The sequence below is a fragment of the Gemmatimonadota bacterium genome (assembly GCA_026702745.1).
Taxonomy (GTDB): Bacteria; JAAXHH01; JAAXHH01; order JAAXHH01; family JAAXHH01; genus JAAXHH01.
On record JAPPBT010000016.1, the window covers coordinates 40,768 to 52,180 of the forward strand.

Genomic DNA, 11,413 nt, shown 5'->3' on the forward strand with positions numbered 1-11,413 from the left:
CCAGATCGGGGATGCCGTCGAGACCGGTCCCTGTGTAAACCCGGTTCGACCCGGATCGACCCGGATTCCAACCCCTGTTCCATGAATTTCGTACTTACTCTGGCCCTGACCGCCGTCTGCCTGGGTGGCGAGACCTTCTTCCACGCGCCACGGACCTATCTGGGAGAGCGGGCTTTCTCGCTGCGACTTTCCGATGAGCGGGTGGCTCACGGCCACACCCTATTACTGGAGTGCATCCCTGACAGTCCCGGCGAGGAAGCCGGTCGCGATCTCGCCGAGGTAGCCGGTCGCGCAACTGATCTGACCATTTCGACGGGTGCCCGGATCCATCGCCTGTATCCTCATCCAACCGCGCCTGACGGTGTCTTGTTCACCCTGATCGGCATTCCCTATCGCGCGGCACCGGGACCGGATACCGTGCACGTGGAATGGACAGAGAGCGACCGCGTCTTCGGTCGGGAACTGCCCTTCGCGGTCGTCGCCGGTCCGTACAGGTCGGAACAAATCCGCGGCGTGCCGCAGAGCCGGGTCACGCCCTCAGTCACGGACTTCCGGCGCATAGCGCGGGAACAGAAGATCATCGCCGCGGCGTACGAGGCTGTACGGGACACGGTGATGATGGAAGACACGTTCCGTTATCCCGTGGAGAAGAAGACTATCACCAGTCCGTACGGGACTCGAAGAGTGTTTAACGGACAGCTTCGAAGCTACCACGGCGGCCTCGACCTGCGGGCCTACGAAGGCACGCCCCTTTACGCCGCCCAGTCCGGCGTGGTCAAGTTGGCGCAGGACCTGTTCTATTCGGGCAACCATGTCCTCATCGAACACGGCATGGGCATTCACACCGGGTATTCACACATGAGCCGGCTGTATGTGAAAGAAGGGGACGAGGTGTCCCGGGGTCAACTGCTGGGACTGTCGGGATCCACGGGCCGGGTGACCGCCGCGCACCTGCACTGGACGGTGAGCGTGGACGGCGTGGGGGTCAGTCCGCTCCAGTTCACCGAGATCCTCGCCATGCTGTACCGGAAACCCGTCGAGGTACGTAAACCGAATGACGGCTGAACGGGGTTGTCATGCGATCGAAGATCTGCCTGTTGCTCCCTGCTTCTTTGGTGATGTTTGCCGTCGCCCTGGCGTCGGACGTTTCTTCCGATGGGCCCGGGCTGCCTGGCCCACATGAGTGGTCCGGTTCCTCCAATCACTCGCGGTCGCACGGAGCACCCGGTTCCTCAGAACGATCCGGGCCATCCGGGACGCCCGGCCAGGTAAACTCCGTCGGCGTGACGCTGCCTCCGGACGCCGCGCCGCCCTCCCTGCAGATCCTGCGCACCTTCGAGCTGAACAACCGGTACATGGACCGGGCCACGTCATCTTACCAGAAGTCCTTCGGGTTCGCCCTGACGAACGAGCCCCTCAGCCGGGTCGACCGAGATTTCAACCTGGTGCCCGCCGCGGCCACCCACTGGGAGGTGACCGAAGACGGCCGGACCTGGATCTTCCACCTCAGGAAGGACATGGAATTCGGCGACGGCAAGCCCGTAACCGCCTACGACTACGCGGACACGTTCCGGCGTTGGGCGGACCCGGACATCGGCTTCGATTTCGAATGGTATTACCGGCCTATCAAGAACTGGGGCGCTGTCGTCGCGCGCAAGATGCCGCTGGACTCGCTGGGCGTAGAAGCGCTGGACCCCCACACCATCGCTTTCACGACCACGCGGCCCGCGCCATTCGCACCGCATTTACTCAACTACAGCTGGGTGACACCCACCCACCAGTTCGAAAAACACGGGGCCGCATGGTCCACCAGACCCGAAACCCACATCGGGTACGGACCCTACCGGCTCAGGGAATGGACGATCAACGACCGCATCGTCCTCGAACCGAATCCCGTCTACCCCGGTCCCAGCACGCCCTACCTGGAGCGGATCATCGCCCGGTTGTACAACGCCGCGGCCCAGCCGCCCTTTCTCGCATCCTACGAGGCGGGGGAGGTCGACTACGTCCTGTTGAACAATCCGGCCGAAATCAACCGGGTCCGGTCCGATACGGTGCTGCGACGCCACCTCAACACCTATACCAATTTCACCACGTACTATCTCTTCATGGATACCCGCGTTCCCCCCTTCAACGACCTGCGCGTCCGCCAGGCGATCAGCCACGCCATCGACCAGCCGGCCATCATGAGATCCGCCCTCAAGGACATCGCGGTGCCTGCCGTATCCATGATGCCGGCCGGATTCCCCGCCGCCCGTCCCGATTCGCTGGCACACATTCAACGGTACGATCCCGATAGGGCCCGGAAGTTACTCGCGGAAGCGGGTTATCCCGACGGCAGGGGTTTCCCGGAAATGTCCATGTGGTTGCGCGGCGAGGCCTACCTGAGGAAAGTGGCCGCCGAGGCCATTCAGGCCATGCTGAAGCAGAACCTGAATATCGAGGTCGAGGTGCTGAACGTGGAACGGAAGGTCTACACGGAAGCCATGAACGCCAAGGAAATCCCCTTTTCGATGATTGCCTATGGATGGGACTACCTGGACCCCAGCAACCTGCTCAATCTGTGGCTGTCCCGCGGCCGCCATCCGTGGCGAAACGACCGGTTCGAGGAACTCGTCGAACAGGCCAACCACCTGGTGGGCGATCCCGGCCGCCGAACCCAACTCTACCATGACGCGGAAGAGATCCTGGTCCGCGACGTGGGCGGCGTGTTCCTCTGGCACGACCTGGTCAACGAGATGTGGCGGCCCTATGTCCGCGGCGAAGCCCTGGAACCGAACGAATCGGGATACAGGGCCTGGCGTGGAAACCAGATGCTGAACCTGATGACGACGATATATATTACAGAGGAAGTATCCAGGGGAACGACGTCGCGCAGGCCGGCCGGACGCTGAAGTTGGCTGATTGAGCGTTAACGGGACCGTGCTTGCGACTTCACTCATCTACGTGTAGTTGCTCACGGCTTCACTCATCAGATCGGTCCGCTGCATGGGCATGCCATCAAACATCAGAATACGGGGTATTCTCGCCTTCGCGGTTGTATTGACAGGTTCGGCGGCGCTCCTGTATGTCACGCTGTTGGGGGCCGCCGTAGCCGACCCATCCAGCCAGGATGGACCGGCTCAGGTCAATTCCGTGGGCGTCACGCTTCCCCCGGACGCCGCGCCGCCTGAGCATCAGCACCTGCGCACCTTCGAATTGAACAACCGGTTCATGGACCGGGCCGTTTCCTCTTACCAGAAAGTCTTCGGTTTCGCCATTACGAACGAACCGCTGACCCGGGTCGACCGGGACTTCAACCTGCTCCCCGCCGCGGCGACCCACTGGGAAGTGACCGAAGACGGCTTCACGTGGATCTTCCATCTGCAGCGGGACCTGATTTTCGGCGACGGGCGGCCCGTAACGGCCTACGACTACGAGGCATCGTTCCATCGGTGGGCCGATCCGAAGACCGGGTTCGATTTCGAATGGTACTACCGGCCCATCAAAAACTGGGGAGATGTCGTGGCCGGCCGCATGCCCCTGGACTCGCTGGGCGTCGAAGCGCTGGACGAGCACACCATCGCCTTCACCACGACCCAGCCGACGCCCTACGCGCCGGAGCTTTTGAATTACAGCTGGGTGACCCCCACCCACCTGTTCGAGAAATATGGCCCGGCCTGGTCGACCCGGGCCGAGACCCACATGGGCAGCGGTCCCTTCCGGCTCAAGGAATGGACCATCAACGACCGCATCGTCCTCGAGCCGAGTCCCACGTACCGGGGCCCCAACAAGCCCTACCTGGAACGCATCACGGCGCAACTCTTCAACGCCGCCGCTCAACCGCCGTACCTCGCAGCCTATGAAGCCGGCGAAGTCGACTACATCGTGCTGAGCAACCAGGCCGAAATCAACCGCGTCAAATCCAATCCCGCGTTGGAGGACCACCTGAACACCTACGTGGATTTCCAGACCTACTATCTACTGATGGATTCCTACAACCCGCCCTTCAACGACCGGCGGGTGCGCCGGGCCTTCAGCCACGCCGTAGATCAGGCTTCGCTCATGAGTTCGGCCCTGCGGGATATCGCGTTGCCGGCCGCCGCCATGTCGCCGCCGGGGTTTCCCGCAGCCAACTCCGAAGCGCTGGCTTCCATCCAGGCCTACGATCCGGTAATGGCGCGTAACCTCCTGGCGCAGGCTGGTTATCCCGATGGTGAGGGATTCCCGGCCGTGAGTATTTGGCTGCGGGGAGAAACCATCGTGCACAGCACGGCCGCCGAGGCGGTCCAGGCCATGCTGAGGCAGAATCTGAATATCGAGGTCGGGGTGCGGAACGTGGAAAGGAAGGTGTTTACGGAGACGATGAACGCCAAGGAACTCACCCTGGCGCTCATCCCCTACCGCTATGACTACGTCGACGCCAGCAACCTGCTCACGTTGTGGTTGTCGAACGGCAGGCATCCCTGGCATAACGCGCGGTTCGAAGATCTGGTGCTTCGGGCTAATGTACTGGTGGGAGATCCGGACCGACGCGACGCGTTATACCAGGAAGCGGAGGAAATCCTTGTCCGCGACGTGGGCGGCGTGTTCCTCTGGCACACCCTGATCAATGAAATGTGGCGGCCCTACGTGCGCGGTGCGGCGCTGGAGACCAACAAGTGGGGGTACAGGGCGTGGCGGGGCAACCAGATGCTGAATCTGATGCCGACCCTGTATATATCGGAAGAAGTCCAGGATGCGGCCCCGAAGAAAGAACCCACCGGCTTCTGGGACTGGCTGACCACCCGGTAGGTCCCAGCGGGCGTCGCCAGCGAATTCGCGGGACGCGGCCTTCCTCGTCGTGACCTCACCTGATCCCCGGGACGCTCATCACCGAGTGCCAGGTCCGGTCCCGATTACGCCGCGGCTTCCTGCACGATGCGCCCGTCGAAGAGACGGATGATCCGGTGGGCGTGGTCGGCCAGCGTCTGGTCGTGGGTCACCATGATGATGGTCGTGCCCGCCTCGTTGAGGCCGCTCAGCAGTTCCATCACCTCGGCGCCGTTGGCCGAGTCCAGGTTACCCGTCGGCTCATCGGCCAGGATCAGTTTGGGGTTGCCGATGACCGCCCGCGCCACGGCCACGCGCTGCTGCTGGCCGCCGGAGAGCTGCTGCGGGAAGTGGTTCCGGCGGTGGGGGATCTGCATGTGCTCCATGGCCGCGTCCACCCGCTCCTTGCGCTCCTGCTTCGAGGTGCCCAGATAGATCAGCGGCAGTTCGATGTTCTCGTACACGGTCAGTTCGTCGATCAGGTTGAAGCTCTGGAAGACGAAGCCGATGTTGGCCTTGCGCAGGTTGGCCCGCTGCCGCTCGGAGTGGCCGGACACTTCCTGGTCCAGGAAATGGTATTCCCCGCCCGAAGGGTTGTCGAGGAGGCCGAGGATGTTGAGCAGGGTGGACTTGCCGCAGCCCGAGGGGCCCATGATCGCCACGAACTCGCCCTGGTCCACGGCCATGGTCACGTCGTTCAGCGCCGTCGTCTCCACCTCTTCGGTCGCGTAGAGTTTCTTGAGATGCTCGGTCCTGATCATGGTTTGCTCCCGTATTGTGATGATTACTGCAAGACCAATCTTTCCATGTCGCCGAAGTTGTCGTACATGGACGTGATGACCGTTTCGCCCTCTTCTAAGCCTTCGAGGACTTCGAAGTACTGGCTGTTCTGCCGGCCGAGCCGGATCTCCCGCCGCACGGCGAACTCGCCCGTGGGGTCCAGCACATAGATCCAGCGCCCGCCCGTCTTCTGGTAGAAACCGCCCCGGGGCACCTGCATGGCGTCGGCCAGTTCGCCCAGCGCGATGCGCACCTGCAGCGTCTGGCCGCGGCGGAGCCCCTCGGGCATGCCTTCGGGGAACACCATGTCCGCCTCGAACTGCCCCTCGATCACCTCGGGGTACACCCGGCTGATCACCAGGTCGTAGGTCCCGCCCGCGAAATCGAAGGACCCGGACTGGCCGGAGCGGATGCGGGCGATGTAGTGCTCGTCGATGGCCGCGCGCACCTTGAACTCGTCCTCCACGTCGATCTGTCCCAGCCGGTCACCGCCGGGCTTGGACTCGCCCACTTCGGCGATGAGCGAGGACAGGAGTCCCGTGATCGGCGCGCGGATCGTCAGGTTCTCCTCGTTCTGCTTGATGAGTTCCAGGTTCAGGCGCAGCCGGTCGATCGATTCCTCGAGCTGCTGGATCTGGATCGTCTGGAAAAGCGAGTCCTGGTGCAGTGTCTCGACGGTGACGTCCCGCCTGCGCGTAAGGTACTCCAGGTTGTCCTTTGCCTCGTCGTAGTCCTGCCGCGAGGTCAGTTCCGCCTTGAACATCTCGTCCTGGCGCGCATGCTCCCGCTCGGCCTGGCGAAGCCAGTATTCGGTCTCCACCAGTCCGGCGCGCATGCTCAGGCGACGCTGCTCCATGGTCACCCGCGTCTCCCGGAGCCGGTTCACCTCGCGGAAGAGCTCGGCTTCCCGCTGCATGACGCTGAGCTGCAGGTTGGCGTTGGACAGCCGCAGGATGGGCGTGCCTTCCTCGACGTGGGAGCCCTGCTCCACGTAGACCTCTTCCACCCGCCCGCCTTCCACGGCGTCCAGGTAGATCGTCGTAAGCGGCATCACCGCGCCCTGCTCCACGATGTATTCGAGGAAGGGGCCGTGGGTCACCGGGGCCAGGGTCAGCTTCTCGGCGTCCACGTTCAGCGAGGACGGATTGACGCTGAGCAGCGCGTAGGCCCCGAAGGCGATCACCGCTGCCGCCAGGCCGCCTAAGGCGATCCGGCGCGGCGTGAAGCGCTTCTTCTCGATCCGGCGGTCCATGGTGTTGTCCTGCTCACGCTGCCTTTCGGCGGTGAACATGCCCACCAGGCCCTTGGATGCTTCGCCGTTTTGACGCTTGTCGCTCATGCGCTTTAGCCCAGAGTGGTCGCCATTACCCAGAATGGCTTGTCACCTACGTTATAATCCCGTAGCGGATGCAGGCTTCCGTCGGAGAGGTCCACGCGATAGGCCGTCATCACGCCCGCGGCTTCACCGGCACAATAGAGAAACCGGCCATCCGGATCGACGTTGAAGGACCGTGGACTGGCCGGAACCGAAACGTGCCCGAAGGCGCTCAGCGCGCCGTCGGCCGCAACGTCGTATCCCACGATGCTGTCATGCCCCCGGTTGGAGGCATAGGCCCACTTCCCGTTCTGGTGCACTTCCACGTGGGCAGTAGCCCCACCCTCCGCCCAGTCTTCGGGCAGGGTCGATACGTTCTGGAAGATCTCGAGGGTTCCGTGATCCGCGTCGAAGTGGTGGGCCGTCACCGTATTGCCCTGTTCGTTGACGATGTACGCCACGTCACCGCCGGGCCGGAAGCAGATATGGCGGGGGCCCGTTTCATCGTCCGGAGGACTCAGTACCGGGGGTGCGTTAGGGGTCAGCTGGCCCGTTTCCGCGTCGAATCGAAACTGATTGGTCTTGTTGGTGGGACAGACGTGGGGGACGATCACGTACCGGTCCTCGACCGCCAGGCAGACGGCATGAGCCTTCTCGCCCGTGTTGATATACTGCACAAGCTCGCCGATCGCGCCGTCCCCTCCCAGCCGGTGCACGGTGATGCCGCCGCCCCCGTAGTATACCGTCAGCAGGAACCGGGCGCGACGGTCGGTAACGAGGTGCGCGGGGATCTCGATGCCCGTATCCACCTTGTTGACGAGGGAGAGTTCGCCGGAGTCCGTGTCCAGCCGGTAGGACGCGAGCGTGGTGGATTCCACGTGGGCGTTGTACATGAGATTGCCCGCCGGATGCAGGCACAGCGCCCCGGACGGACCGTGGGCGTCGCTGGTGGACCGCAGGGTCAGGGCGCCCGTCTCCCGGTCCTGGTCGTAAGCCTTCACCTGCTCGTCGCCGGTTAGCGAGACGAAAACAACGGTGCGTCCGGACGGGGAATCAGCCATGCTTTTCCGATCTCCTGTTTTTAGTTAAAGACTACCGTAACGGGTAAGACTTCAAAATATACTCCGAGGTTGCGTCCTCAAAGTGTATTTTGGATTTAAGATGCCCGTCGCTGTTACCGTACCGCACGCCTGGCAGGGCGGCGGGCAGGGCGGCGGGCAGGGCGGCAGGCGGGGCGGGCAGAATCCAGCGGGCCTGGTACGCCGGGTTCAAACCGAGGAGTCGAAGCCGTTGCGGATTATGATTATCGCCGGCGAAGCGTCGGGTGAGATGCACGGAGCGGGAGTCGTGGCCGCGCTCAAGGCCAGGCGACCGGAAACCGATGTATTCGGCGTCGGCGGGGAACGCATGGAGCGGGCCGGCTGCGCGCTGGTCTACCACATCGAACGCTTCTCGGTCATGGGTCTTACCGAGGTCGTCCGGCATCTGCCCTTCATTCGCCGGGCATTGCGGCGGCTGGACGGGCTCCTCGAATCCCGGCGTCCCGACCTGGTCATCCTCATCGACTATCCCGACTTCAATCTCCGCCTCGCCCGCAAGGCGCGCAAGCGGGGCATACCCGTCCTATACTACATCAGTCCCCAGGTCTGGGCCTGGAGGCCGCGGCGGATCCACGCCATCGTGCGTAACGTGGACTGCATGGCCGTGGTCTTTCCATTCGAAGTGGAACTGTACGAGAAAGCCGGGGGTAACGTGGTCTTCGTCGGCCACCCCCTGCTGGAGGTGCTCGAAAGCAGGCAATCCAGGACCGAATTTTGCGAATCCGCGGGCCTCGATCCCGACCAACCGATCATCGGGATGCTGCCGGGCAGCCGTGTCATGGAAGTGGAACGCATGCTGCCCGCGATGGCGGGAACCCTGAAGTCCGTCCAGCAGGAACTACCCGGGACCCAGGGCGTCATCGGACTGGCGCCAACCGTCTCCAGGACCGACTTGACGGCGTGTCTCGCGGGGAATGCGGACCTGGAAGAAGACGCAGGGAGGGTCCCCGTGGTGGAAGGAAGCACCTACGAGGTCATGCGCCACGCCGACCTGTTGCTCGTCACGTCGGGAACGGCAACCCTGGAATCCGCCTGCTTCGGCACGCCCCTGCTGGTCCTCTACCGCATGTCCCGCCCGTCCTGGTGGATCGCCCGCCGCCTGGTCAGCATACCGGACATCGGCCTGGTGAACGTGGTCGCGGGAAGGCGAATCGCTCCGGAGTTTCTCCAGGACGACGTCGAACCGGAATCGCTGTCGCCCGTGGTCATGGAGCTGTTGAAGGACCCGGCGAAACGGCAGGCCATGGCACGCGAACTCCGGGAAGTACGAAGCCGGCTGGGAACACCGGGCGCATCGTCGCGCGTCGCCGATCTGGCCCTGGACATGGCGGGCGGCACGGGCGAGCATCAACCGGACGATGAGGAAAGCGGGCCGCTCGGGGAAAGTGGACCCCGCGAGGAAAGCGGACCGCTCGGGGGAAGTGGACCCCGCGAGGAAAGCGGGCCGCTCGGGGAAAGTGGACCCTGCGAGGAAAGCGGGCCGCTCGGGGAAAGTGGACCCCGCGAGGAAAGCGGACCGTGCGGGGAAGGGAAAGCCGATGGCGGGCATTGAAAGCCCCGTATATACTCTGATCGGAAAACTGAGCGCCGGCGCCATTGGTCTGCTTGGAAGGTCGCTCACCATCCACAGGATCGGCGCGGAGTATCTTGAGCAAGCCCGGGAAGGCGGCGGGCAGGTGTTGTACGCCTTCTGGCACGAGGGCCTGCTGGTGGCCACCTATGCTTTTCGCCGGCAGGGAATTCAGGTACTGGTGAGCCAGCACCGGGACGGTGAGTTCATTGCCCGGGCTATCGAGTGCATGGGATACGGGACCATTCGAGGATCGTCTACCCGGGGCGGAACGCGCGCCTTGTTCCGCATGGCGGCGGTCGGTGCGGCCGGAGACGACCTGGGGGTAACCGTGGACGGTCCCCGGGGTCCCCGTCTCCAGGTCAAACCGGGCACGCTGATCATCGCCGGGAGGTCCGGCCTGCCCATCGTGCCCTTCGCGGTCGCTTCGCACAAGGCGTGCTTGCTTTCGAGCTGGGACCGGTTCATGGTCCCACGCCCCTTTTCCAAGACGGCGATCGCCTTCGGAGAACCCTTGACCGTACCCGCAGACGCATCGGTCGAGCGTCTCGAACCCTACCGGGCCGAACTACAGAGACGCCTGTTGGAAGCGAGGGAAACCGCCGGACGAAGCCTGGACGCGTCCTGATTACCCGGCAGATTCGTGACGAAGCGACAGGTCCCTGACATGGTCTTTGTCTATACTTTACTGTATTCCGCGCTGACCGTGCTGCTCTCGCCGGTCCTGGTCTGCCTGTCCATCCTGGACCGGTACGGGATGCGCCAGCGGCTCGGTCAGCGGCCCCTCGTACCCGACGGAGAAAACCGGCCGGTAATCTGGTTCCACTGCGCGTCCGTGGGCGAAGCCACCGGCCTGGCGGCCGTGATTGGAGGATTCGCGAAACGCCACCCCGGTTACCAGGTGCTGGTCACCACGATTACGGAAACCGGTCTGGACTATGCCAGGAAGCACGTACCCCAGGCCCGGTACTTCGGACTGGCGCCCCTCGACGCGCCTTTCATCGTCCGTCCGGTGTTCAGGCGGGTACGCCCCCGCGCGCTGGTCCTGCTCGAAGGCGAACTCTGGCCCGGCATGCTCGGAGCGGCTGCCGCTCATGACTGCCCCGTGGCCCTGGTCAACGGCCGCATGTCGGATCGCAGTCTCGCGCGTAACCGTTTCGTGAAGCCGCTGTTCAGGCACATGCTGCGGCAGTTAGCCGTCGTAGGCGTCCAGCATGCGCTCGACGGGGAACGGTTCATAGCCTTCGGCGCGGTCCCCGGCCGGGTCCGCGTGACCGGGAACGTCAAGTCCGACCTGGCCGCCGATCAGAAGGACCCCGGGCGGGAAGCGCTGCGCCTGGAACTCGGCCTGTCCGCGTCCGAGCCGGTCATCATGGCGGGTTGCCCCCGGCCCGTTGAAGAGGAACGCGCCGTACTGGCGGCCTTCGTACGCGTACGGGAACGGTATTCGGATGTAAAGATGATCTGGGCGCCCCGGCACCTCCGGCGCATACCCCCGGCCGAGCAGATGCTGAAGGCGGCCGGCCTGCAGTTCGCCCGTCGGACGCGGATGGATGGAGCACGCGGGGTAGGCGGTCATGACGGTGGGGGTGATATGGACGGTACGGGCGATCCGCTCGCCACGGGCGATCCGGTCTCCAGTCACCTCGACGTGATCATCCTGGACACTATGGGCGAACTGGCGGTCATGTACGCCGCCGCGGACATGGCCTACGTCGGCGCCACGCTGGTTCCCCTCGGCGGCCACAACCTGCTCGAACCCGCGGCATGCGGCATTCCGGTCCTCTTCGGCCCCCACACCGAGAACGTCCGGGCGAGCGCCGCGGCCCTGCTGCGGACCGGGGGCGGCAGGGTCGT

At 64.1% G+C, this 11,413-nt stretch carries 9 protein-coding genes; 6 read left to right on the forward strand and 3 right to left on the reverse strand.

Translation table 11 applies throughout. From position 1 onward, the window contains the following. Nucleotides 1–81 precede the first annotated feature (81 nt). The 3 genes from OXH56_02510 (at nucleotide 82) to OXH56_02520 (ending at nucleotide 4,773) form a co-directional block, all read left to right on the forward strand. A complete protein-coding gene (locus OXH56_02510; GenBank protein MCY3554172.1) occupies nucleotides 82–1,065 on the forward strand; it encodes a M23 family metallopeptidase in 984 nt (327 codons plus the stop codon). Between the two features lie 218 nt (nucleotides 1,066–1,283). Beyond that, the gene (locus tag OXH56_02515) at nucleotides 1,284–2,894 is read left to right on the forward strand and encodes a peptide ABC transporter substrate-binding protein (GenBank protein MCY3554173.1); all 1,611 of its coding nucleotides are present in this window, start codon (nucleotides 1,284–1,286) and stop codon (nucleotides 2,892–2,894) included. A gap of 100 nt (nucleotides 2,895–2,994) precedes the next feature. Then, nucleotides 2,995–4,773: a peptide ABC transporter substrate-binding protein gene (locus OXH56_02520; protein ID MCY3554174.1), complete on the forward strand. Its 1,779-nt coding sequence runs from the start codon at nucleotides 2,995–2,997 to the stop codon at nucleotides 4,771–4,773. 104 nt (nucleotides 4,774–4,877) lie between these two features. Here OXH56_02520 and OXH56_02525 read toward each other — a convergent pair whose 3' ends face one another. From OXH56_02525 to OXH56_02535, 3 genes are read right to left on the reverse strand one after another with little or no spacing between them, the layout of a single operon-like run. Then, nucleotides 4,878–5,552, reverse strand: coding sequence for an ABC transporter ATP-binding protein (locus OXH56_02525; GenBank protein MCY3554175.1), 675 nt, complete (start codon nucleotides 5,550–5,552; stop codon nucleotides 4,878–4,880). Nucleotides 5,553–5,575: 23 nt separating this feature from the next. Then, the gene (locus OXH56_02530; protein ID MCY3554176.1) at nucleotides 5,576–6,910 is read right to left on the reverse strand and encodes an HlyD family efflux transporter periplasmic adaptor subunit; all 1,335 of its coding nucleotides are present in this window, start codon (nucleotides 6,908–6,910) and stop codon (nucleotides 5,576–5,578) included. A 5-nt stretch (nucleotides 6,911–6,915) separates the two neighbouring features. Next, on the reverse strand, nucleotides 6,916–7,947 hold the full coding sequence (locus tag OXH56_02535) for a beta-propeller fold lactonase family protein (protein ID MCY3554177.1): 1,032 nt from the start codon (nucleotides 7,945–7,947) through the stop codon (nucleotides 6,916–6,918). A 100-nt stretch (nucleotides 7,948–8,047) separates the two neighbouring features. On the opposite strand from OXH56_02535, the gene lpxB reads away from it, so the two are divergent. The 3 genes from lpxB to OXH56_02550 all read left to right on the forward strand — a co-directional run. Further along, the gene (lpxB, locus tag OXH56_02540) at nucleotides 8,048–9,538 is read left to right on the forward strand and encodes a lipid-A-disaccharide synthase (GenBank protein MCY3554178.1); all 1,491 of its coding nucleotides are present in this window, start codon (nucleotides 8,048–8,050) and stop codon (nucleotides 9,536–9,538) included. Then, nucleotides 9,525–10,184, forward strand: a complete 660-nt coding sequence (locus tag OXH56_02545) for a lysophospholipid acyltransferase family protein (protein MCY3554179.1) — start codon at nucleotides 9,525–9,527, stop codon at nucleotides 10,182–10,184. Before lpxB ends, OXH56_02545 begins: the two co-directional genes overlap by 14 nt. Nucleotides 10,185–10,223: 39 nt before the next feature. After that, nucleotides 10,224–11,413 (forward strand): hypothetical protein (locus OXH56_02550; GenBank protein MCY3554180.1); only part of this gene is annotated, 1,190 nt, incomplete at its 3' end.

Excerpts from the sequence above, each read along its gene's own strand:
- OXH56_02530 (MCY3554176.1), bottom strand. The coding sequence starts at position 6,910 with ATGAGCGACAAGCGTCAAAACGGCGAAGCATCCAAGGGCCTGGTGGGC.
- lpxB (MCY3554178.1), top strand. The coding sequence starts at position 8,048 with ATGCCCGTCGCTGTTACCGTACCGCACGCCTGGCAGGGCGGCGGGCAG.
- OXH56_02520 (MCY3554174.1), top strand. The coding sequence starts at position 2,995 with ATGCCATCAAACATCAGAATACGGGGTATTCTCGCCTTCGCGGTTGTA.
- OXH56_02510 (MCY3554172.1), top strand. The coding sequence starts at position 82 with ATGAATTTCGTACTTACTCTGGCCCTGACCGCCGTCTGCCTGGGTGGC.
- OXH56_02545 (MCY3554179.1), top strand. The coding sequence starts at position 9,525 with ATGGCGGGCATTGAAAGCCCCGTATATACTCTGATCGGAAAACTGAGC.
- OXH56_02535 (MCY3554177.1), bottom strand. The coding sequence starts at position 7,947 with ATGGCTGATTCCCCGTCCGGACGCACCGTTGTTTTCGTCTCGCTAACC.
- OXH56_02525 (MCY3554175.1), bottom strand. The coding sequence starts at position 5,552 with ATGATCAGGACCGAGCATCTCAAGAAACTCTACGCGACCGAAGAGGTG.